The sequence below is a fragment of the Azospirillum himalayense genome, from assembly GCF_042657465.1.
In the GTDB taxonomy this organism is placed as follows: domain Bacteria; phylum Pseudomonadota; class Alphaproteobacteria; order Azospirillales; family Azospirillaceae; genus Azospirillum; species Azospirillum himalayense.
This window is the reverse complement of the sequence record NZ_JBHSLC010000005.1, coordinates 123,404-145,430: the sequence shown is the minus strand read 5'-3', so window position 1 is coordinate 145,430 and position 22,027 is coordinate 123,404. Positions and strand designations below refer to the sequence as shown.

The following is a 22,027-nucleotide window of genomic DNA, read 5'->3' as shown; positions in this document are numbered from 1 at the left end:
TCAGAACTCGATGCCCGGCTGGGCCTTGATGCCCGCCTGGAAGGGGTGCTTGACCAGCGTCATCTCGGTCACGAGGTCGGCGGCCTCGATCAGCTCCGGCTTGGCGGTGCGGCCGGTGACCAGCACGTGCAGCCCCTCGCGCCGCCCGGTCAGCACCGGAAGGACCTCCTCCACCGGCAGATAGCCCATGCGCAGGACGATGTTCAGCTCGTCCAGCACGACGAGGCTGTATTTGGGGTCGGCCATGAGTTCCTGCGCCTTGACCCAGGCGGCCTTGGCGGCGGCGATGTCGCGCTCGCGGTCCTGGGTCTCCCAGGTGAAGCCCTCGCCCATCGTGAAGAAGTCCACGAGGTCGTCGAAGCGCTCCAGCGCCACCGTCTCGCCCGTGGACCAGGCGCCCTTGACGAACTGCACCACGCCCACCCGCATGCCGTGACCGGCGGCGCGCAGGATCAGGCCGAAGGCGGCGGTGGATTTGCCCTTGCCGTTGCCGGTGTTGACCATCAGCAGGCCCTTCTCCTGCGTCTTGCTGGCCATCACCCGGTCGTGCAGCGCCTTGCGCCGCTTCATCTTCTCGGCGTGGCGGGCATTCTGGTCGGCGTCCTCGGTCATGGCGTCTCTCCTTTCAGCAGCAGCGGAAGCCCGGCGGCGACGAAGGCCACCCGCTGGGCCACGGCAGCGATGTCCTGATGCAGCCGCCCCGCATGGTCACGGAAGCGGCGGGCCAGCGCGTTGTCCGGCACGATGCCCAGCCCCACCTCGTTGGAAACCAGCACCACCCGCCCCTCCACCGCCGCCAGGGCGGCCAGCAGCTCGGCGGAACGGGCGGGCACGTCGGCCTCGGCCATCATCAGGTTGGACAGCCACAGCGTCAGGCAATCGACCAGCACGCCCGTCCCGGCGCCGGCGTGGCGGCGCAGTGCGCCGGGCAGGTCGAGAGGCTCCTCCACCGTCGTCCAGCCGGGGCCGCGGTCCTCCTTGTGGCGGGCGACGCGGTCGGCCATCTCGGCGTCCCAGATCTGGGCGGTGGCGATGTAGACCCGCGGGCCGGGCGATGCGGTCACCAGCCCCTCGGCGTAGCGGCTCTTGCCGGAGCGGGCGCCGCCCAGGACAAGGGTGATGTCGGTGCTCATGACGGTCGGGCCACCTTGACGCCTGTGATGGGACGCTTGCCGGACGGGCGCTTGCGGAACCGGATGGTTAGCGCAGTTGGCGCCCCGGCGCAAACCGCCATGGCGGTTGTCCTCCGCCGTCTCCGTCCCGTACCATCCGCCCGCCCCATTTCCTCTCGAACGACCCCGGAGCCGCCGACCGTGACCGTTACCGCCCGGCCCCGCCCGGCCCTGGCCCGCGCCGCCGCGTTCCTCCGCCGCCTCATCAGCAAGCTGTTCCGCCGCGGCGCGCCCGTCCCGCCGCCCCCGCCAAAGCCCGTACCGGTGACCGAGCCGATGACCTCCGGGGTCTTCACCGGCGACTCCGGCTCGCTCGCCTACCGGCTGTTCGTGCCGAAGGGTGCGGCGGCGGGACCGCGTCCGCTGCTGGTCATGCTGCACGGCTGCACCCAGTCACCGGAGGACTTCGCCGTCGGAACCCGCATGAACCGGCTGGCCGAGGATTCCGGCTGCCTTGTCCTCTATCCGGAGCAGACCCCAGCGGCGAACGACAAGAAGTGCTGGAACTGGTTCAACCCCGACCACCAGCGCCGCGAGCGCGGCGAACCAGCGCTGATTGCCGGAGCCACCCGGCAGGTCCTGGCGGAGCAAGGGGCCGACCCGCAGCGCGTCTATGTCGCCGGGATTTCCGCGGGCGGTTCCGCCGCGATGGTCCTGGCGACGACGCACCCCGATCTGTTCGCCGCGGTGGGCGTCCATTCCGGCCTGCCCTACGGCTCGGCCAGCGGCGTGCCCTCCGCCCTGCTGGCGATGAAGGCCGGCTCCTCGCCCGGCCAACGCCCGGCGGCCGGGGCTCCGGTGGTTCCGGCCATCGTCTTCCACGGCGACGCGGACAAGGTCGTGCACCCGCGCAACGGCGACCATGTGATGGCCCAGGCCACCGCCAATGCGGAGGGACTGACCGCGAAGACCGAGGACGGACAGGCACCCGGCGGGCGCAGCTTCACCCGCACCGTTCACAAGGACCGCGACGGAGCGACGCTGTTCGAGCAGTGGACCGTGCAGGGCAGCGGCCACGCCTGGTCCGGCGGCAGCCCCGACGGCACCTACACCGACCCGCAGGGGCCGGACGCCGCGCGGGAGATGCTGCGCTTCTTCCTGTCCCACCGGCACCCCGAGCCCGCAAAAAGCGTGTGAGCTCGCGGTTACCACTTTTGCACAGCCGAATTCGCACCACCCGTGCCATAAACTTCTTCAGCACCCACCAGCCCACCGATCCGGCCATGCGCGTCACAGCTCCCCGCCTCGCTGCCCTCGCTGCCCTCGCGCTGTGCCTGTCGGCGTCGCCGACGGTCCAGGCCGCCAACGTCTCCGCCGGGCAGGCCGAGGCGAAGGAGGCCGCCAAGTCGCTGGGCAACTGCACGCCCGCCAAGGTGGAGGTGATGAGCTACGTCACCGGCCGCTCCGGCCAAACCGTGTTCAAGGTGGGCTGCACGGAGGACAAGGACACCTTCGTGCTGGTGCAGTGCCGGTCGCGAATCTGCACGCTGCTGCGCTGATTCACGGCTTTTTAATGAGGTTCGCCTGGAATCGGATCGAACACGGGACGGGGTGCAAAGCGTGATGAGGCTCGCTCAGTCAATCGCGGCGCTGGCGTTGATGGCCGTTCCGCTGGGCGCCTGCAGCGGGCCGATGATGGTCGCCAGCATCGGCGCCGATCTCGCCTCCGTCACCAGCACCAAGAAGACGCTCGGCGATCATCTGGTGTCCGCGGCGACCGGTCGCGACTGCTCGTCCGTGTCCTTTTCGGAAACCGGGCATTACTGCCCCGAGAAGGTCTACGTCGACCGCTCCCGCGTCTATTGCTACAAGACGCTGGCCGACGTGGACTGCCACCACATCCCCGATCCGCACCGCAACGGTCACACCGCCCTGGCGAGCCCGCCGCCGGACATCCGCCCGGAACCGCGGCAGCCGGGCTGGATCGAACGGATGACGGCGGAGTAACCCCCCGCGCCGCCGCTCAGCGCATCTTCTTCGCAACGAAAGCCTTGGCGAGGGTCATCATCGCCTTCTCATGGGTGACGCCGCCCTGACCGCCCTTGCCGGCGGGAACCACCATGGTGGCGGACTTGACCGGAGCGGGTGAACCGGCGCGGCCGCGCGGCGCCGGTGCGTCCTCCCCGGGATCGCGGCCGAGGCGGCTCAGCACGTCGGCCAGCGCCTCCTTGCTCAGCGCCGAATCCGCGGGACCGCGGGAACGGCCCGGCTGTGCGGGCGCAGACCGGCTGGGCGCCGACGGGCGGATGCCGCGCTCGATCGCCGCTGCGGCGATCGCCTTCAGGAAAGGCTGCGAGATGCCCAGCAGGAGCTGCGGGTCCTCGACAGCCCAGGCCATCAGAAGCTTCTGCGCGGTCGCCCGGCTCCCCTTGGCCGCCACCAGCGCGTCGCGCACCTTGCCGTCCACATAGGAATTCGCCATCGCCACACGCCTCCGACCACCGCGGACGCTCATCCGCGCAACAGGGCGACTCTCCGGCGGCAAGGGTTAACAAAGGGTTGCAAAGGCGGTTGCCCGAACGCGGCAAGGGTGCCCCACGGGCAGGGCGGTTGCACGACGGGGCGGGAATGGGGGATAGTGGGCCTATGCTGATCGAAACCTACGCCGACCTGATCTGCCCCTGGTGCTACATCGGAAAGCGGCGGCTTGCCCGCGCGCTGGCCGACCGGCCCCGCGTCCAGGTGGAATTGCGCTGGCAGCCCTTCCAGCTCAACCCGGACATGGCGGCGGGCGGCATGGAGCGCAGCGCCTATCTGGCGGCCAAGTTCGGCGGCACCGAGCGGGCGCGGCAGATCCATCTGGTGGTCGAGGAAACGGCGGAGCGCGACGGCCTGCCGTTGCGGCTGGACCGCATCCGGCGCACGCCCAACAGCTTCGACGGGCACCGGCTGATCCGCATCGCCACCCGCCACGGGCTGGGCGACCGGATGGCCGACGCGCTGTTCCACGCCTATTTCGTGGACGGGCTGGACATCGGCGACCGCGACACGCTGGCCGCGACCGCCGCCGGCCTGGGCTTCGATTTCGCGGAGATCAAAACTCTGCTGAACGGCGATACGGAAACCACGGCGGTCTTCAACGCCGACGCCACGGCGCGGCAGCTCGGCCTTCAGGCGGTTCCCTGCTACATCTTCAACCGGCGTTACGCGCTGTCCGGCGCGCAGGAGCCCGCCAGCTTCCTCCCGCTTCTCGACCTCGGGGTGGAGGAACAGGAAGGCGTAACGGCGGCGGCCGATTGATGATCGTGGGATTTCAATGATGATCCGCGTGACGCCCCGCATCAGCCTGGACGAGAGCGAGCTTCAGGAGAGCTTCATCCGCGCCTCCGGTCCCGGCGGCCAGCACGTCAACAAGACGGACAGCGCGGTGCAGTTGCGCTTCGACGTCGCGGCCTCGCCGAACATCCCCGACGACGTGAAGGCCCGGCTGGTCCGGCTGGCCGGTTCGCGCATGACGGCGGCGGGCGTGCTGATCATCGTTGGCGACACCTACCGCAGCCAACTGCGCAACCGCGAGGACGTGCGCGAGCGGCTGATCGACCTGATCCGCGACGCGACGGTGGTGCCGAAGAGACGTCGTCCGACCAAGCCGACCCTTGGCTCCAAGCAGCGTCGCCTGGAGGCCAAGGGTCAGCGGTCCGACATCAAGCGTCTGCGCTCCGGCAAGCCGGAGGATTGAGGCCGCTTAATGCGGGGTCTTCTGGCGGCTGAGCGAGATCATGTTCCCGCCATACTGGAATTCCGGCAGGTTGGCGAACTGGTCCTTGGTCAGCTGGGTCGCCACGATGGCGTCCTGCTGCTGGTTGTAGCGGACGTTGTCGATGTCCAGCGCCACGTTCCGCCCGCCGATGCCCATGATGCCGCCGGTGGAGACCACGAGCTGGCTCGGCCGGTTGCTGCGGTTGAACAGAACGTCCTCGACCTGTCCCACCTTCTGCCCGTCATAGGCGACCACGGACTTGCCCAGCATGGCCTGCGGCTCGATCCGCGAAGCGGTCTGGAGCGATTGCTCGGACATCGGGCGGGATGCCTGCTCGCTTCCCCCACCGAACCAGCTCGACGTCTCGGCGCAGCCCCCCAAAGCCAAAAGCGCGACCGCCGACAGGACCGGAACAGCAACCTTACGCATAGCCCCCTCCTTCTGACGAGATAACCACGCGGGTTTAAACAGGCCGTCGACCGCAATCGTCACGGTGTCTTGCAGCGATCCCGCCCGGTGCACCGGAACGCGCCGCATCCGGCGGTGTTCTGCACTCTCTCAACTCTCCCCCGAGGCTCCGCAGATCATGGCCGAAGACACCGCCCGCCGGTTGCAGGCCCGCCCCATCCCGGTACCGAAGGCCGCCCCGCCCGCCTCCACCCAGACCACGCTGCTGGTCATCGCGCTGGTGGTGGCGACCCTGTATCTGGGAAGCGACATCCTGGTCCCCATCGCTCTGGCGGTGCTGCTGACCTTCGTCCTGGCGCCCATCGTCAGCCGGCTGGAGCGGCTGCGTCTGGGCCGGGTGCCGTCGGTCCTCGCGGTGGTGGTGCTGGTCTTCGCGGGCATCGCCGGTTTCGGCATGGTGGTCGGCGGGCAGATCGCCGATCTCGCCGACAACCTGCCCAGCTACCAGCGCAACGTCCACGCCAAGCTGGATTCGCTGCGCTCCAGCGCGTCGTCGGCGGGCAGCGGCGGGGTGGTCCAGCAGGCCACCGAGGCCTTCCGCGATCTGAAGCAGGGGCTGGAGCAGGTGACAGGCGAGACCGCGCCCGCCGCCACGGCACCGGCCAGTGCCCTGCCCGCCCCCGGCGCCGCGCGGGAACCGGTGCCGGTGCGGATCGAGCAGGACGGCTCCGACGCGCTGACCATCATCAGCGACGTGCTGGGGCCGGCCATGGCGCCGGTCGCCACGGCGGGCATGGTGCTGGTCTTCACCATCTTCATGCTGCTGCAGCGCGAGGATCTGCGCGACCGGCTGATCCGGCTGGCCGGGTCCGGCGACCTCAGCCGCACCACGGAGGCGATGAACGACGCGGGCGAGCGGGTCAGCCGCTACCTGCTGATGCAGTGCGTGGTCAACGTCACCTACGGCCTGCCCATCGGGATCGGGCTGTGGCTGCTCGGTGTGCCCAACCCGCTGCTGTGGGGGATGCTGGCGACGGTCCTGCGTTTCATCCCCTTTCTGGGACCGGCGATCGCCGCGGCCTTCCCGATCCTGCTGTCCTTCGCGGTTGATGCGGGATGGACCCTGCCGCTGCTCTGCATCGCCCTGTTCGTGGCGGTGGAGCTGTTCTCGAACAATGTGGTGGAGCCCTGGCTCTACGGCTCCGCCACCGGTCTGTCGTCACTGGCGATCATCGTGGCGGCGGTGTTCTGGACCACGCTGTGGGGGCCGGTCGGGCTGCTGCTGGCGACGCCGCTGACCGTCTGCCTCGTGGTGCTGGGGCGGCATGTGCCGCAGCTTCATTTCCTGGAGGTGATGCTGGGCGACCGGCCGGTCCTCCCCGACGAGGCCAAGCTGTACCAGCGCCTGCTCGCCCGTGACCCCATCGAGGCCATGGAGATCGCCGAGGAGAAGATGAGCAAGGGCGGGTTGGTCGAGGCCGGGCACGGCCTGCTGATCCCCACCCTGTCGCTGGCCGAGCAGGACCGCCAGCGCAACCGCCTGAACCCGGAGGGACGGCAGGCGGTGGCCGAGGGCATGGTGGCCTTGCTGGACGAGATGATGGAGTCCTCGCCGCCCGCCGCGGAGGACACGCCGCTGGTCCTGTGCATCGGCGCCCGCAACGACCTGGACGAGGCGGCGGCGGCGCTGCTCGGCCACATGCTGCGCCCGCGGGGGCTGCGCGCCGACGTGATCCCGTGCGAGAAGGTGTCCGTCCGCTCCATAGCCGCCTTGGCCCCGACCGGCGTGTCGGCGGTGGTCCTGTCCTACCTGAACCCGTCCGCCCTGTCGCACGCCCGCCGGCTGGTGCGCCGCCTGCGGCTGCATTTCGGCCCCGACGTGCCGATCCTGCTCTGCCTGTGGAGCGCCCACCCCGAAGCCGACGCGCCGGAACACGCCATATCCCAGACCACCGCCGACCGCGTCGCCACCAGCCTCACCGGCGCCGTCACCCAATTGGAGGAGTTGGGCGTGCTCGCCGCCATCGAGGCGGAGAAGGCCGCGCAGGCGTGACGGTCAGGGGGGCGCGACGACGGTGCAGACGCGCTTCAGCGCGTCGGCCGCGCGCTCCACGTCCTCGTCGCGCACCAGCACGTAATCAGTGTCGTAGGTGGACATGGCGAAGATCGGCACCCGCGCCTGGGCCAGCGGCACGGCGATGCGCGCCAGCACGCCGAACAGCGAGAAGTCCAGCGGCCCTTCCACCTTGAAGGCGCGCCACCCCCGCTCCGCCGTCACCCCGTCCGGCACGCGGGATTCGCGGCAGAGGATGGACAGTTCCTCGCCCGTGCGGGTCGCGCTGACCAGCGGGTCGGTCCAGTCGAGCCAGCCCGGCATCCCGTCCCCCGGCGCCAGCCGCGCCACCGCCAGCCGGTCGGGCAGGACCGACAGGGTCAGCGGCTTGGTCTCCGGCAGCAGGGCGGCGTCCAGCGTCGCGCGGTCCACCTCGAACGGCTTCAGGATGCGTTTGGCCCGTGCGGCCAGCGACGGAATGCGGGATCGCATGGCCCGGCCCAGCATGTCCGCCGCGACCGGGCGAAGCTCCGGATCATCCGCCGCCAGATCGACCATGGCCTGAAGCGCGGCGCTCTGCACGATCCGGCTGGCCCGGTTCTCGAACCAGCCCTCCAGAAGCGCCACGGCGCGCCCGCGCTGCTCCTCCGTCAGGGTCAGGCGGGGAAGGACGGCCGCCAAGTGCCAGCGCACCTCCGCCTGCTCGATGGCCGCGGCGTCGGTCAGCAGCCGTTCCGCGAAGGCGTCCAGCGGACGCGCGTCGCCGCGCGACACCCGCTCCAAGGCGTCGGCGGCGCGCATCCGCACCCCAGCGTCGCCGTCGAACAGGCAGGCGACCAGTTCGGGCAAGCGGGCGGGATCGGCAGCCACCGCCTCCGCCACCGTCGGCACGTCACCGAATGCTCGACGGTCGCCGCCGAGCGCCAGGGCCTTCGCCAGCCCCCCATCCTTTCTCATCGCCTCAGCGCCGCCCGAAGGGACGCGAGGGGATGTTCCGCCCGAACTTGGACCCGGCCTTCAGCGCGCTGGGACGCGGCGGCGGAGGGGGCGGCGGAGGCGGGGGCGCCTCGCCCTTCGGCACGGCGCCGCCGCCGGCCATCTGGGCAAGGTCACTCATCAGCCGGTTGACGCCGCGCACCCTCTGGGCCTCGTCGGCCCATTCGCGGGTGTAGACCAGCTTGTGGTCGGGCCGCAGCTTCATCAGGCTCATCTGCTGGCTGATGTAGGTCAGCAGCTTGGCCGGCTCGGCGTAGCTGTTGTTGCGGAAGGTCAGAACGGCGCCCTTCGGCCCGGCGTCCACCCGTTCCACCCCCGCCTGACGGCAGAGCTGCTTGATGGTCACCACGTCCAGCAGGTTCTCCACCTCGCCCGGCAGCTTGCCGAAGCGGTCGATCAGCTCCGCCGCGAAGCCGTCGATTTCCGCCCGGTCCACCAGCTCGGCAATGCGGCGGTAGAGCGACAGGCGCACCGTCAGGTCGGGGACATACTCCTCCGGGATCAGCACCGGGGTTCCCAGGTTGATCTGCGGGGTCCAGGGCTGGTCCTCCGCCCCGCTCGGCACCTGCCCGTCCATGTTGGCGCGGGCGTTGGCGACGGCCTCCTCCAGCATGTGCTGGTACAGCTCGACGCCGACCTCCTTGACGTGGCCCGACTGCTCCTCGCCCAGCAGGTTGCCGGCGCCGCGGATGTCCATGTCGTGGCTGGCCAGTTGGAAGCCGGCGCCCAGGCTGTCCAGCGTCTCGATGACGTGCAGCCGCTGCTGCGCCGTACCGGTCAGCGGCTTGTTCGGCGCGTAGGTGAGGTAGGCGTAGCCGCGCACCTTCGAGCGACCGACGCGCCCGCGGATCTGGTAGAGCTGGGCCAGGCCGAACATGTCCGCCCGGTGCACGATCAGCGTGTTGGCGTTGGGGATGTCGATGCCGCTCTCGATGATGTTGGTGGCGAGCAGCACCTCGAACTTGCCCTCGTCGAAGGCGGTCATCACCTCCTCCAGCTCGCTGGCGGGCATCTGGCCGTGGGCGGTGACGATCTTGACCTCGGGCACCAGCTCGCGCACCCGCTCGGCGACCTTGGGCAGGTCCTCCACGCGGGGGCAGACGTAGAAGGTCTGGCCGCCCCGGTAATGCTCGCGCAGGATGGCCTCGCGCACCACGACGGGGTCATAGGGCAGCACGAAGGTGCGCACCGCCAGACGGTCCACCGGCGGGGTGGCGATCAGCGACAGCTCGCGCACGCCGGACAGCGCCATTTGCAGGGTGCGCGGGATCGGCGTGGCGGTCAGCGTCAGGACGTGCACGTCGGCGCGCAGCTCCTTCAGCCGCTCCTTCTGCTTCACGCCGAAATGCTGCTCCTCGTCGACGATGACCATGCCGAGCTGCTTGAACTGCACGCCCTTGCCGAGCAGCGCGTGGGTGCCGATCACGATGTCGGCGGTGCCCTCCGTCAGCTCCTGCTTGACCTTGGTCTGCTCCTTGGGCGTCACCATGCGCGACAGTTGCACGATGCGCAGCGGCAGCCCCGCGAAGCGCGTCGTGAAGGTCTTGAAATGCTGGCGCGCCAGCAGCGTGGTCGGCACCACCACGGCGACCTGCTGGCCGCTCATGGCGACGAGGAAGGCGGCGCGCAGCGCCACCTCCGTCTTGCCGAAGCCGACGTCGCCGCAGACCAGTCGGTCCATCGGACGGCCCGAGCCGAGGTCGGTGAAGACCTCCTCGATGGCCTTCAGCTGGTCGTCGGTCTCCGGGTAGGGGAAGCGGGCGGCGAATTCCTGGTAGACGCCCTCCGGCGTGTAGACCGGATCGGCCTTCTTCAGCATGCGCTCGGCGGCGATCTTCAGCAGCGCCTCGGCCATGTCCTTCAGGCGCTTCTTGACGCGGGCCTTGCGGCCCTGCCAGCCGGCCCCGCCCAGCTTGTCGAGCTGCGCGTGCGCATCCTCCGACCCGTAGCGGGTCAGCACCTCGATGTTCTCGACGGGGACGTAGAGCTTGTCGCCGCCCTCGTAGATCAGCCGCAGGCAGTCGTGCGGCGCCCCGGACACCTCCAGCGTCTCCAGCCCGTCGTAGCGCCCGATGCCGTGGTCCATGTGCACCACGAGGTCGCCGGAGGCCAGCGCCGTGTATTCGGCGATGAAGTTGGCGGCCTTGCGCTTCTTCTTCGCCGCCGGACGGACGAGCCGGTCGCCGAGGATGTCCTGCTCGGTGATGACGGCCATGTCGGCGGAGGTGAAGCCATGCTCCATCCCCAGCACGATCATGCCGATGATGTTGCGGTCGAAGCGGCGGACGTCCTCGATGCTCTCCGCCGGCTCCAGCCCCGGAATGCCGTGGTCGCCCAGCACCGTCATCAGCCGGTCGCGGGAGCCCGCGGAATAGCCGGCCACCAGCACGCGCCGCCCGTCGGCCCGAAGGGCACGGATATGCTCCTTCACCGCCTCGAAGACGTTGACATCGGGCCGCGCCCGCTCCTCGGCGAAGTCGTGGCCGCGGCGCCCGCCGGCGTCCAGAGTGCCCTTGATGCCCGGCGGCGTGCCGAAGGGCTGGAGCTGCGCCACCGCGTGGGCGGCGAACAGGTCGTCCCAGGCCTGCGCGTCGAGGAACATCATGCCGACCGGCACCGGCTTGTAGACCGGCGAGCCCGTCCGCTTCTCGATGACGATCATGCTTTCGCGGGAGGCGTGGAAGTCCACCACCTGCGCGATTCGCGAATCGCGCGCCTCCGTCGCTTGATGGTCCAGCGACAGGATGGCCTTGGGCATGTAGGCCAGCAGCGATTCCATCGTCTCGTGGAACAGCGGCAGCCAATGCTCCATGCCGCCGTACTTGCGCCCGGCGCTGATCGCCTCGTAGAGCGGGTCGTCGTCGGTGACCGCGCCGAACAGCTCCCGGTAGCCGGAGCGGAAGCGGGCGATGCCGGCCTCGTCCAGAAAGACCTCCGACATCGGCTTCAGGTCGACGCCGTCGCGCTTGTCGGTGGTGCGCTGCGACATGGGGTCGAAGCTGCGCACGGCCTCCAGCTCGTCGCCGAACAGGTCGAGGCGCAGCGGCTCGTCGGTGCCCGGCGGGAACAGGTCGACGATGCCGCCGCGCACGGCGAACTCGCCCGGCTCGCGCACCGTCTGGGCGCGGGTGTAGCCGTTGCCGGCCAGATAGCGCTGCAGCTTCTCCAGATCGATCCGGTCACGCAGCTTCGCCGAGAACACCGCGTCGCGGAAGGCGGCGCGGGGCGGCACCTTCTGCACCATGGCGTTGACAGTGGTCAGCACAACCAGCGGCGGCGCGTCGGCCTTGCGCGCCAGCAGGCGGGTCAGCGTGTCGATGCGCTTCGCCACGATGCCGCCGTTGGGCGACACCCGGTCGTAGGGCAGGCAGTCCCAGGCCGGGAACACCTGCACCTCCAGCGACGGCGCGAAGAAGGCCAGCGCCTCCGCCAACTGGGCGGCGCGGGTGTCGTCGAGCGCGACGTGGAGGAGTCCGGCGCTCCCCGCCCGCTTGGCGAGGTCGGCGAGGACGCGGGCGTCATGACCGGCGGGGGCGCCGCCGACCAGAAGGCGGCCGGAGCGTCCCGATTGCAACTGTTCGAAGCTGGGCAAGGATCGGGCCTCAGGACCCCTGACGGGGCGTGTAGCGGAACTTGGTCAACAGCTGCATGACGTCGGTGTCATGCTCGGCGGGCAGCGGCTCGCGCCCGGCGTACCAGTTGTAGAGGTCGGGGTCGCTGAGTTCGAGCAGCGCCTCGTAGCGGTCGAGCTGCGCGTGGTCGAAGTCCGGGACGTGGGCGTCGGCGAAGCTGCCGATCAGCAGGTCCATCTCGCGCATGCCGCGGTGCCACGACCGGAAGCGCAGCCGCTTGCGCCGGTTCTCCAGGGACTCGCCGCTCTCCGACAGGGTGTTCTCGTCGCTCATGCCATCCACGCCAAAAAGCCCCGGCCCCGGAAGATAGGGGGCGGAGCGGTCCACATCCACCCCCGCATCCTGCACGGCGGCACGCCCCCGCGCAAACCGAAATGCCGGACGATCCCCCGGAAGGAGCGTGATTCAGCGCGCGAGCCACGCCTCCAGCCCGTCGCGCAGGTCCGGTCCGGGCGCCAACCGGGCGAAGCGCTCCGTCTCCACCGCCAGCCCTTCGCCGATGGTCATGTTCAGCCCGCGGGTCACTGCCCCCAGGATGCCGGACACCGCCGCCGGGGAATGCCGGACGATCCGCCCCGCCAGTTCGAAGGCGGCGGGCAGCAGCGCGTCATGGGCCACCACCTGATTGACCAGCCCCACCGCCAACGCCGTCGCCGGCGGGAAGGCGTCGCCGGTCAGCAGCCATTCCAGCGCCCGCTTGCGCCCGGCGTTGCGGGGAAGCCGCTGCGTCCCGCCGAAGGTCGGCATCATGCCGAGCTTGATCTCCGCCTTGGAGAAGGTCGCCCGCTCGCTGGCCACGGCGAGATGCGCCGCCTCCAGGATCTCGCAGCCGCCGCCGTAGCAGATGCCGTTGACCGCGGCGATGATGGGCTTGGGGAAGGACTCGATCCGCGCGCACAGCGTCTGGCCGGGCCGGAAGGCGCGCACCGCCGCCTCCGGCCCCCGCCGGACAGCCGGGGTGAACTCCGCGATGTCCGCCCCGGCGGAGAAGGCCCGCTCCCCGGCTCCGGTGACGATGATCGCCCGAACCGCCGTGTCGGCCTCCAGCGCATCCAGCGTGTCGAGCATGGCGGCGGCCAGCGCCGTGCTGATGGCGTTCAGCTTGGCGGGGCGGTTCAAGGTGAGGGTGGCAATTCCTCCGGCGGTGACGCATAGGATGGGGGTGGCGGGGTCGGCGTGTTTGGTCGTGAGGGACATGGCGTGGTCCTTTTGTCCTGCGTTTGGGATGTTCCACTGTCGAGCCTGAGCCACGCCTCTGACAAACGAGTACGCCGCGTTTTCGAGTGAACGACGCTCACCTGAAACGGCGCCTTCGCCTCACGACAAAGCGTCACCTTGACAGAATCGCGACAGTTGGTACACTGAACAGTCCCAGCCACCTGCCGTGGAGGTCGCCATGACCGACGGATCGATCGGACGCCCGGAACCCCTGGTCCGCTCGGCCGGCGTGGTGGAGCGCACCGGCAGCGCGACCGACCGCAGGAAACGGCGGCAGAATCGGCAGGACCTGCAACAGCAGGAGCGCGAGCAGCAGGAACGCCGCGACCAGGACGAGGCCAACCGCAAGCGGCGACGCCTCTACGACCTGCTGTTCGACGAGATCGATGAGCTGGACACGCTTAACGCCGGGCAGCGGGCGCGCATCAAGCAGAATCTGCGCGCGCAGCTCGCCAACCGCCGTCCGCCGCCCCACCTCGCCCCCAACCTCGCCCAGCCGCCGCCAGCCGATGCAGACATCGAACGCATCGCGGCGGCGCTCCTCGAAAAGGCCGTCGCGGCCCACTCGGTCGACCATGACCACATCGTCGACATGGCGGCGCCGACGCACCCGGCGCTTCCGCCGGGGCAGACCGCGGAGAATGTGGCGCTCGCCAACCAGCTTCGCGACTGCCTGGAACAGCGGACGACGACATCGCGGCGCGTTGCCGTGTATCTGCGCCTGCTTCTGACGCTCGAAGGCGCCTTCCGTCCGCATCTGGTGGTGGACGCCTGACCACGGCCCCACCGCGGGTATGATGCGCGAATTCGGAGAAAGCCCCCCTCCGATGCGCCACCCAGGATGGTTGGACCATACGGCACAATAGTTCCGTTGTTTCTCCGGCGGACGTCCGGGCGCGTTGCCGCGCCGTTCCCGCCGCGGAAAACCCGCTCCCGCAGGGAGGTTCCCCCGTGCCCGACACCCATCTCGCCACGCACGCCCAGCCGTCCGGCGACGCCCTTCGCCAAGCGCTCTCCACCCGTTTCCAGAAGATCCGCGCCCGCACCGCCGAACTCGCCGCCCCCTTGTCGCCCGAGGACCTGATGGTCCAGTCGGTGGCCGACGGCGCACCGGCCAAATGGCACCTCGCCCACACGACGTGGCTGTTCGAAACCACCGTCCTGGTCCCCTGCAACCCCGGTTACCGCCCCTTCGACCCGGCCTTCCTCACTCTGTTTGCCGCGCGCGACGACCGCTTCGGCAGCCACCAGCTTCCCTCCCCCACCCTGCGCCTGCTCTCCCGGCCCAACGCGGAGGAGGTGATGCGCTACCGCGACCATGTGAACGCCGCAGTGCTGCACCTGCTGAATCAGGCCGACGAGGCGGAGTTGCCGGAGATCGCCGACCGCGTGATCGTCGGAATCACGCACGAGCGGCGCCACCAGGAACGGCTGCTGACCCACATCAAGCATGCCTTCTGGAGCAACCCGCTGCGCCCCGCCTACGACCAGCCGCCGCAGAGCGTGCCGGCCCCGCCGCAGCCGGAACGCTGGATCGAGCATGAGGGCGGCATCGTCGAGATCGGGCGGACGGAAGCCGGAGCCGGCTTCGACCATGAGGGGCCGCGCCACCGCGTCCATCTGGAGCCCTTCCGCCTCGCCGCCCTGCCGGTGTCCTGCGGCGCCTTCCGGGACTTCATCGAGGATGGCGGCTACTCGAAGCGCTCGCTCTGGCTCGCCGATGGCTGGGAAGCGGTGCAGACCGAGGGGTGGCAGGCCCCGCTCTATTGGGAATGGCGCGACGGCGCGTGGCAGATTTTCACGCTTTACGGCATGCGCCCGCTCGATCCCGCCGAGCCGGTCTGCCATGTCAGCTGGTTCGAGGCGGACGCCTTCGCCCGCTGGGTCGGCAAGCGGCTGCCCGAGGAGGCCGAATGGGAAGCCATGGCGTCGCGCTGCGACAGCATGGGCAACCTGCTGGGCACCGGCCACCGCCATCCGCGCCCCAGCACCTGCCACGGCAACGGCCCCTGGCAATTGTTCGGCGACGTGTGGGAATGGACGAGCAGCCCCTTCGCCCCCTACCCCGGCTACCGTCTGCCGGACGGGGTGGACGAGGCCGTCCATGGCCGCTTCATGATCAACCGCATGGTGCTGCGGGGCGGCAGCTGCGTCACCCCCTTCGACCACGCCAACCCGACGACCCGGCATTACCTGCGGCCCGAATCCCGCCTGTCCTTCACCGGCCTGCGGCTGGCGGAGGATGCCTGATGAACAGGACAGCTGAGACATTGGAATCGTTTTAAACGGTGGCGCTGCACCGCAGCAGGCTCTATAACCATAATTAAATTATGGCCTATGGAGCCTTTGATGTCCCTCGACCTGCCGCAAGTGTTCCGCCACCACGTCTTCTGTTGCGCCCAGCAGCGCCCGCCCGGCCACCCGCGAGGGAGCTGTGCGGCGAAGAACGCCCACCCGCTGTGGGAACAGCTCGGCCAGCGCATCCAGGCCAAGGGGCTGCTGGACGTCGGCATGGCCTGGACCGGCTGTCTCGGCTTCTGCTCCGCCGGGCCGCTGATGGTGGTCTATCCGGAGGGGCTGTGGTACCGCCCGGAAACGCCCGCCGACATCGACGAGATCGTCGACTCGCACCTCGTCAACAACACGCCGGTCGAACGGCTGGTGATGGTGCTGACTCGCTGAACGCAAAAGCCCCTCCGCGGCGCGGCCGGCGGAGGGGCGTTCTTCGTGCGGAACGACGATGCTACTTGCGGAACAGGAACTCGCGGCCGACCTTCACGCGCTTCTCGCCGTCGTATTCGATGATGTCGGCGGTGGCGTAGGTCTCGGTCCAGCGCTCGGGCAGATAGCTGCCGGTGCCGATGATGTCGACGGGGGCGTTGGCTTCCGCCATCAGGCGGCACTTCGCCGGGCCGAATCCGGAGCTGGCGACGATCTTCACCGCCGGGAAGCCGGCCTCGTCCAGCTTCTCGCGCATGAAGTGGATCGCCGCGGCCGACACGCCGGTGCCGATCAGGTAGCGGAGCTGCGTCTCGTCGCGGTAGCCGCGGATGGAATGGGGGGCGTGCCGCTCCAGCACCGCGTAGGAGCCCGGCGGGTCCAGCCCTTCCAGGAAGCGCCCGCCCGGCGTGTCGAGCCGCACCGCCAGCTTGCCCTGCGCGGCGAGGCCGGGGAAGCGGCGGCAGACCTCCATCGCGTCGGTCACCTCACGCCCGAAGTAATCGACCAGGACGGTCAGCGGCAGTTCGGGGAAGGTCTCGTGGAACATCTCCGCCGCCCGCACGGTCGAACCGGCATAGCCGATCAGCGCGTGCGGCATCGTGCCCATGCCCTTCTTCTGGCCGAAGAAATGGGCGGTGGCGTCGGTGGCGTTGCCGATGAAGCCCTTGGCGCCGACCTTGCGCTTCGCCCGGTCCGAACCGACCGAGGCGGCGTAGGCCATCATCTCCTCCATCTCCGTGCCGGCGCAGTGGCGCGCCTCCATGGCGAGGAAGGCGGTCTTCGGCAGGTCGGCGCACATGGTGAAGGCGTTGTAGGCGCCGACGCAGGCGGGGCCGAGCTTCTGCAGGATGATCGTCTCGGTGTCGACCAGATGGTAGAAGGAGCCGGTGATGTAGAGGATCGGCTCGCCCGCACCGACCCACTTTCCTTCCGGATAGTTCAGGACGATGTCGAGGTCGAATCCGCGTTCCCGCGCCACCGCCTCCAGCCATTCGATGGCGAGTCGCGGCGCGCAGACCACCGGGCGGCGCATGAAGATGGCGTAGGTGACCTTCTTGTCACCGAATTTCCCGACCGCCTCCTTGGTCCGCTTGAAATAGGTGTCGGTCCATTCGGTGATGGCCGACGCGGGCGGATGGCTGGCGGGCGTGTGACTGGCCGGCGGCTGGTTCCTGGTCTCGTCCATGGCGATGTCCTTGTCTTCCCGCTCTTGCCCTTCACGATGGCCCCGTCCGGAGGCCGTCCCCGCGGCGGGAACGGCAATCCGACTGAGAAACCAGCATTATACGCCCCGGCCCTCCGGTGGAAGAGGCTTCATCCGCTTCGGCCAACCGCCGCAAGCAATGGTGATTTACCGAAAATACGCTACGAAATCCGGCTCATTTCAAACGCAAAGAAGCTGAGAAGAGATGCGCAGTTCCTCACTGTAATACGCTGCCGCCAAAAAGTATAAAATACCTGTATTTGACGGCTTCCTTTCAACCATCCACCATACACCCAAGAACAGGCACCACCCCCTTCCGGTGCCGGGAAAAGCGACGAGGTCGGCATGAGCCGGACAATCCGCCAGAACGCGCCGAACATTGCGGCAGGCTCCTCGACGGCAACCCCCTCGACGCTGGATCGCCTGAGCCGGCGGGTGGTGGTCGGGCTTCTCTGCACCATGGCCGGTCTGGCCGCCGCGGGCACCGGCGGGGCCTTCCTGCTGAAGCCCGGCACGGCGCAGGCCGGGCGCGTGGTGGGGGACACGCTGCGGACCGCCGCCAACTACGCGCGGCTGCCGGCGATGATCTTCACGCTGAGCGACGGCGACCGGCTGCGCGAGCTGCGGGTCCGCGTGGTGCTCGACATGGAGCCGACCGCCCCCGCCAAGACGGTGGAGAGCTACGGGCCGCGCATCGCCAGCGCCATGACCAACGTGATGCTGGAAACCGACCCCGGCGAACTGCGCGGGCGCAACGGCGCCTTCTACATCAAGGACGCGGTGATGCGCACCGCCGCGAAGGAACTCGGCGCGATGAAGATCCGGCAGGTGCTGGTCCAGGAACTCGTCATGCGCTGAGGGAAGGCCCGCTCCGCCCATGCCGATGCCGGCCCTCCAACGCTCGACAGGGGAGCCGGAATGGGGAACACTCCCCTCCCGTTCGGATCTTGGGATTGCAAGGAGACGGCCGTGGCCGAGTTCGATTTCGACCTGTTCACCATCGGTGCCGGCTCCGGCGGCGTCGCGGCCAGCCGGAGGGCCGCGGCCATGGGGGCCAAGGTCGCCATCTGCGAAGGCAGCCGGGTCGGCGGCACCTGCGTCATCCGCGGCTGCGTACCGAAGAAGCTGCTGGTCTACGCCGCCCAGTTCCGCGACGCCTTCGAGGACTCCAGTGCCTATGGCTGGTCCACCACCATGCCGGCCTTCGACTGGGCGACGCTGATCGGGCGCAAGGACACCGAGATCGACCGGCTGAACGGCATCTACATCAAGATGCTTGAGAACTCCGGCGTCACCCTGCACACCGGCTTCGGGCGGCTGATCGACCGCCACACGGTGGAGGTGGCGAACCAGCGCTACACCGCGAAGAACATCCTGGTCGCCACCGGCGGCTGGCCGGCGCTGCCCAGGATTCCGGGGATCGAGCACGCCGTCACCTCCAACGAGGCGCTGCAGCTCGGCACCCTGCCCCACTCCGTCATCATCCTCGGCGGCGGCTACATCGCCGTCGAATTCGCCGGGATCTTCCGGGGCTTGGGCGCCGAGGTCACGATCATGATCCGCGGCGAGGAGCTTCTGAACGGCTTCGACGACGACATCCGTGTTGCCCTGGCCCAGGAGATGCGCAAACGCGGCATCACCATCCTCACCCGCACCCAGCCGGTGAAGGTCGAGGAGGGCCCCGGCGGCTTCACGGTCACCGACCAGCTGGGGCGGGAGCATTCCGCCGGCCTCGTCATGGCGGCGACCGGGCGCCGTCCGAACACGCGCGACCTCGGGCTGGAAGCCGCCGGAGTCGCGCTGGACGAGAGCGGGGCGATCCGGGTGGACGAGTATTCGCGCACCAGCGTGGACAACATCTTCGCCGTCGGCGACGTCACCGACCGCATGGCCCTGACCCCCGTCGCCATCGCCGAGGGGCGCGCCTTCGTGGAGACGCTGTTCAACGACAACCCGACCAGCATCAGCTACGCCAACATCCCGACCGCCGTCTTCTCCATCCCGCCGCTCGGCACCGTCGGCCTGACCGAGGCGGAAGCGCGGGCGAAGCACGCGACGGTGGACATCTACAAGGCCGGTTTCCGCCCGATGAAGCACACCATGTCGGGCCGCGACGAGCGCGTCTTGATGAAGCTGGTCGTGGATGGCGAGAGCCAGCGCGTGCTCGGCTGCCACATGATGGGCATGGACGCGCCGGAGATCGTCCAGGGACTGGGCATCGCCCTGAACTGCGGCGCCACGAAGAGAGATTTCGACCGGACCATCGCCCTCCATCCCTCTACCGCGGAAGAGTTCGTCCTGATGCGCGAGAAGGTGTCCTGACGATCGGACATAAAACCAAAGGTCAGGAGCCCGATTTCCTGGAACGCTTCTAAGAAGCCTGTGTTGAGGGCACACGACGATGGCGGCGGCACTCACGGCGGCGGTCAAGCACCCCCGCGGAAGCCACCGCCTTCCATTCTTCATCAAGGCTCCCGGAGGGCTCCTACGCATGTTCATGCACAACAAGAACCTGATGTACACCGTCCGCGTCGCCGAACCGGACCCGAAGCTGGCCAGCCTGATGCTGGAACAGTTCGGCGGACCCCAGGGCGAGCTGGCGGCGGCCTTGCGCTACTTCACGCAGGGTCTTTCCGACGAGGACCCGGGCCGCAAGGACATGCTGATCGACATCGCGACCGAGGAACTGAGCCATCTGGAGATCATCGGCAGCATCGTCGCCATGCTGACCAAGGGCGTGAAGGGCAAGCTGGCCGAGGGCGCCGAGGAGGTCACCGACCTCTACGCCGACATCGCCAAGGGCAACGGCAGCCACACGCTGGCCCTGCTCTACGGCGGCGGCCCGGCCTTGACCAACTCCGCGGGGCAGCTGTGGACCGGCGGCTACATCGACAGCATCGGCGAGCCGACCGCCGACCTGCGCTCCAACATCGCCGCGGAATCGCGGGCCAAGATCATCTATGAGCGCCTCATCAACATCACCCCCGATCCGGGCGTGAAGGACGCGCTGACCTTCCTGATGACCCGCGAGATCGCCCACCAGAAGATGTTCGAAAAGGCGCTCTACTCGATCGACAACAACTTCCCGCCGGGCAAGCTGCCGGGCAACCCCGAATACACCGACAAGTACTACAACATGAGCCAGGGCGACGGCGACGCCCGCGGCCCGTGGAACCAGGGCGAGCAGTGGGAGTTCGTGAACGTCACCCCCGACCAGGCGCCGGTCAGCGGCGGTGACGGCAACCCCTCGGTCCGGCTGGCGGCCGAAGAGATGAAGGCCGTCAACGAGGCCGCCAAGCGCACCATGTCGCGCACCGACGTGAACCCGGTGACGGGGGCCGACCTCGGCGCCGGCCCCGGCTCCGGCAAGATGACCCCGGTGAAGTAAAGCCCATTACCGCCTGTTTCCCCTCCCCCGCCCAGCGGGGGAGGGTCAGGGTGGGGGCATGTGTCGGATTGCCGACTCCCCCACCTAAACCTTCACCACCGCTTCATCCCGCCTTGGCCGCGTCATCAGCCACAGCAGAACCAGCAGCCCCGGCACCGCCCCTCCGGTGGACAGCAGGAAGAAGCTGCTCCAATCCATCCGTTCGGCCAGCCAGCCCGACGACGCCCCGAACAGGTCCCCGCCCAGCTTGTAGAAGCTGCTGAGCAGCGCGTATTGCGTGGCCGTGTAGGCCGTGTTGCACAGGCTCGACAGATAGGCGACGAAGGCCGCCGTCGCGATGCCGCCGCAGACATTCTCCAGCGCCACCGTCACCGCCAGCGCCGACACGTCGTGCCCCACCTGCGCCAGCATGACGTAGCCGAGGTTCGACAGCATCTGCATCAGCCCGCCGACCAGCAGCCCGCGCAGCACGCCGACGCGCCCGACCAGCACGCCGCCGATCAGCCCGCCGATGATCGTCGCCCACAGGCCGAACAGTTTGGTGACGTTGGCGATCTCCGTCTTCTCGAAGCCGAGATCGACGTAGAAGGGCGCCGACATCACCCCCGCCAGCACGTCCCCCAGCTTGTAGCAGGCGATGAACAGCAGGACCGCCGCCCAGGCCGGACGGGTCATGAACTCCACGAAGGGCGCCACGACGGCGCCGTAGATCCAGGCCAGCAGGTCCGCCTTCCAGCCCGTCAGATGCGGGCGCGCGGCCAGCCAGTCGGCCACATGCCGTTCCCGCGCCTTGGACTCCGCGGTGTCCGTGACCTTCGGCTCGCGGTTCAGCAGGATCGTCACCATGCCGACCGCGACCAGCCCGGCCATGACGTAGTAGGCGACGTGCCAGCCGAAGAATTCAGCGAGGTACAAGGCCCCCGCCCCTGCCGCCAGCATGCCGAAGCGGTAGCCAAGCACGAGAATGGCAGCACCGGCGGCCTGCTGGTGCTCCTCCAGCACCTCGACGCGGTAGGCGTCGACCACGATGTCCTGGCTGGCCGAGAAGAAGGCGACCACCACGGCCAGCATGGCGGTCCACCACAGGTCGGTGACCGGGTTGGTGCTGCCCAGCCCGATCAGGGCCGCCATCAGCCCGGCCTGCGCCACCAGCGCCCAACCGCGCCGCCGCCCGAACAGACGGGTCATCACCGGCAGGCGCAGCCGGTCGATCAGCGGCGCCCAGACGAACTTCAGCGCGTAGGGCATGGTGACCAGCGCGAACAGGCCGATGGCCGTCTTGCTGACGCCGCCCTCACGCAGCCAGATCGACAGGGTCGACCCGGTCAGCGCCAGCGGCAGCCCTTCCGAAAAGCCGAGGAACAGAATGGCCAGAACGCGCCGGTCAAGATAGACGGAGGCCGCCTGACCCCAGGAGGATGGTTTCACCCGTTCAACCCTTCCGCACACCTGCGTAACCGTCTGTATAAGCTCCAGCCGGACGCCCCGGCCAGCGCGCTTTTTCGGGCACCGCGCCGCATCATCCATTGCGGAAG

General features: G+C 69.2%; 22 protein-coding genes. 12 read left to right on the top strand and 10 right to left on the bottom strand.

Features of this window, described 5'->3' with window-relative positions; all coding sequences use genetic code 11:
* Both cobO and cobU read right to left on the bottom strand, forming a co-directional pair.
* A complete protein-coding gene (gene cobO, locus ACFPMG_RS04130; RefSeq protein WP_376993943.1) occupies positions 1-612 on the bottom strand; it encodes a cob(I)yrinic acid a,c-diamide adenosyltransferase in 612 nt (203 codons plus the stop codon).
* On the bottom strand, positions 609-1,133 hold the full coding sequence (gene cobU / locus ACFPMG_RS04125; RefSeq protein ID WP_376993942.1) for a bifunctional adenosylcobinamide kinase/adenosylcobinamide-phosphate guanylyltransferase: 525 nt from the start codon (positions 1,131-1,133) through the stop codon (positions 609-611). Before cobU ends, cobO begins: the two co-directional genes overlap by 4 nt.
* A 180-nt stretch (positions 1,134-1,313) precedes the next feature.
* Between cobU and ACFPMG_RS04120 the strand changes: the two genes are divergently transcribed.
* The 3 genes from ACFPMG_RS04120 (at position 1,314) to ACFPMG_RS04110 (ending at position 3,119) form a co-directional block, all read left to right on the top strand.
* A complete protein-coding gene (locus tag ACFPMG_RS04120; RefSeq protein ID WP_376993941.1) occupies positions 1,314-2,309 on the top strand; it encodes an extracellular catalytic domain type 1 short-chain-length polyhydroxyalkanoate depolymerase in 996 nt (331 codons plus the stop codon).
* A gap of 86 nt (positions 2,310-2,395) precedes the next feature.
* Positions 2,396-2,671, top strand: a complete 276-nt coding sequence (locus tag ACFPMG_RS04115; protein WP_376993940.1) for a hypothetical protein — start codon at positions 2,396-2,398, stop codon at positions 2,669-2,671.
* 64 nt (positions 2,672-2,735) lie between these two features.
* The gene (locus ACFPMG_RS04110; protein ID WP_376993939.1) at positions 2,736-3,119 is read left to right on the top strand and encodes a hypothetical protein; all 384 of its coding nucleotides are present in this window, start codon (positions 2,736-2,738) and stop codon (positions 3,117-3,119) included.
* A 16-nt stretch (positions 3,120-3,135) separates the two neighbouring features.
* Here the strand turns inward: ACFPMG_RS04110 and ACFPMG_RS04105 are convergent, their stop codons facing one another.
* Positions 3,136-3,594 carry a hypothetical protein gene (locus ACFPMG_RS04105; RefSeq protein WP_376993938.1) on the bottom strand — a complete coding sequence of 153 codons (459 nt, stop codon included), beginning with the start codon at positions 3,592-3,594 and terminating at the stop codon, positions 3,136-3,138.
* A 164-nt stretch (positions 3,595-3,758) separates the two neighbouring features.
* On the opposite strand from ACFPMG_RS04105, the gene ACFPMG_RS04100 reads away from it, so the two are divergent.
* The gene (locus ACFPMG_RS04100; protein WP_376993937.1) at positions 3,759-4,412 is read left to right on the top strand and encodes a DsbA family oxidoreductase; all 654 of its coding nucleotides are present in this window, start codon (positions 3,759-3,761) and stop codon (positions 4,410-4,412) included.
* A gap of 19 nt (positions 4,413-4,431) precedes the next feature.
* A complete protein-coding gene (arfB, locus tag ACFPMG_RS04095) occupies positions 4,432-4,851 on the top strand; it encodes an alternative ribosome rescue aminoacyl-tRNA hydrolase ArfB (protein ID WP_376994020.1) in 420 nt (139 codons plus the stop codon).
* 6 nt (positions 4,852-4,857) lie between these two features.
* On the opposite strand, the gene ACFPMG_RS04090 is transcribed toward arfB, so the two are convergent.
* Positions 4,858-5,301 carry a PRC-barrel domain-containing protein gene (locus ACFPMG_RS04090; protein ID WP_109068268.1) on the bottom strand — a complete coding sequence of 148 codons (444 nt, stop codon included), beginning with the start codon at positions 5,299-5,301 and terminating at the stop codon, positions 4,858-4,860.
* A 157-nt stretch (positions 5,302-5,458) separates the two neighbouring features.
* Here ACFPMG_RS04090 and ACFPMG_RS04085 point away from each other — a divergent pair, with 157 nt between their 5' ends.
* Positions 5,459-7,333: an AI-2E family transporter gene (locus ACFPMG_RS04085; RefSeq protein ID WP_376993936.1), complete on the top strand. Its 1,875-nt coding sequence runs from the start codon at positions 5,459-5,461 to the stop codon at positions 7,331-7,333.
* A gap of 3 nt (positions 7,334-7,336) precedes the next feature.
* Here the strand turns inward: ACFPMG_RS04085 and ACFPMG_RS04080 are convergent, their stop codons facing one another.
* The 4 genes from ACFPMG_RS04080 to ACFPMG_RS04065 form a co-directional block, all read right to left on the bottom strand.
* A complete protein-coding gene (locus tag ACFPMG_RS04080; protein ID WP_376993935.1) occupies positions 7,337-8,290 on the bottom strand; it encodes an ACT domain-containing protein in 954 nt (317 codons plus the stop codon).
* Positions 8,291-8,294: 4 nt separating this feature from the next.
* Entirely contained in the window at positions 8,295-11,921 is a 3,627-nt protein-coding gene (gene mfd, locus ACFPMG_RS04075; protein WP_376993934.1) for a transcription-repair coupling factor, read from the bottom strand.
* Between the two features lie 10 nt (positions 11,922-11,931).
* Positions 11,932-12,234, bottom strand: coding sequence for an FAD assembly factor SdhE (locus tag ACFPMG_RS04070; RefSeq protein ID WP_038530795.1), 303 nt, complete (start codon positions 12,232-12,234; stop codon positions 11,932-11,934).
* A gap of 132 nt (positions 12,235-12,366) precedes the next feature.
* Positions 12,367-13,158 carry a crotonase/enoyl-CoA hydratase family protein gene (locus ACFPMG_RS04065; RefSeq protein ID WP_376993933.1) on the bottom strand — a complete coding sequence of 264 codons (792 nt, stop codon included), beginning with the start codon at positions 13,156-13,158 and terminating at the stop codon, positions 12,367-12,369.
* 199 nt (positions 13,159-13,357) lie between these two features.
* On the opposite strand from ACFPMG_RS04065, the gene ACFPMG_RS04060 reads away from it, so the two are divergent.
* From ACFPMG_RS04060 to ACFPMG_RS04050, 3 genes are all read left to right on the top strand, one after another.
* Positions 13,358-13,954 carry a hypothetical protein gene (locus ACFPMG_RS04060; protein WP_376993932.1) on the top strand — a complete coding sequence of 199 codons (597 nt, stop codon included), beginning with the start codon at positions 13,358-13,360 and terminating at the stop codon, positions 13,952-13,954.
* A 176-nt stretch (positions 13,955-14,130) separates the two neighbouring features.
* Complete coding sequence (gene egtB, locus ACFPMG_RS04055) at positions 14,131-15,429, top strand: ergothioneine biosynthesis protein EgtB (protein ID WP_376993931.1); 1,299 nt, start codon at positions 14,131-14,133, stop codon at positions 15,427-15,429.
* Between the two features lie 99 nt (positions 15,430-15,528).
* Complete coding sequence (locus tag ACFPMG_RS04050; RefSeq protein ID WP_038527555.1) at positions 15,529-15,861, top strand: (2Fe-2S) ferredoxin domain-containing protein; 333 nt, start codon at positions 15,529-15,531, stop codon at positions 15,859-15,861.
* A 61-nt stretch (positions 15,862-15,922) separates the two neighbouring features.
* Here ACFPMG_RS04050 and ACFPMG_RS04045 read toward each other — a convergent pair whose 3' ends face one another.
* Positions 15,923-17,086, bottom strand: coding sequence for a nicotinate phosphoribosyltransferase (locus tag ACFPMG_RS04045; protein WP_237903437.1), 1,164 nt, complete (start codon positions 17,084-17,086; stop codon positions 15,923-15,925).
* A 363-nt stretch (positions 17,087-17,449) separates the two neighbouring features.
* Between ACFPMG_RS04045 and ACFPMG_RS04040 the strand changes: the two genes are divergently transcribed.
* The 3 genes from ACFPMG_RS04040 (at position 17,450) to ACFPMG_RS04030 (ending at position 20,492) form a co-directional block, all read left to right on the top strand.
* Positions 17,450-17,962: a flagellar basal body-associated FliL family protein gene (locus ACFPMG_RS04040; protein WP_376993930.1), complete on the top strand. Its 513-nt coding sequence runs from the start codon at positions 17,450-17,452 to the stop codon at positions 17,960-17,962.
* A gap of 111 nt (positions 17,963-18,073) precedes the next feature.
* Positions 18,074-19,426: a glutathione-disulfide reductase gene (gene gor / locus ACFPMG_RS04035; protein ID WP_376993929.1), complete on the top strand. Its 1,353-nt coding sequence runs from the start codon at positions 18,074-18,076 to the stop codon at positions 19,424-19,426.
* Positions 19,427-19,595: 169 nt separating this feature from the next.
* Positions 19,596-20,492, top strand: a complete 897-nt coding sequence (locus ACFPMG_RS04030) for a manganese catalase family protein (protein WP_376993928.1) — start codon at positions 19,596-19,598, stop codon at positions 20,490-20,492.
* 84 nt (positions 20,493-20,576) lie between these two features.
* Here the strand turns inward: ACFPMG_RS04030 and ACFPMG_RS04025 are convergent, their stop codons facing one another.
* The gene (locus ACFPMG_RS04025; protein WP_376993927.1) at positions 20,577-21,920 is read right to left on the bottom strand and encodes an AmpG family muropeptide MFS transporter; all 1,344 of its coding nucleotides are present in this window, start codon (positions 21,918-21,920) and stop codon (positions 20,577-20,579) included.
* Positions 21,921-22,027 lie beyond the last annotated feature (107 nt).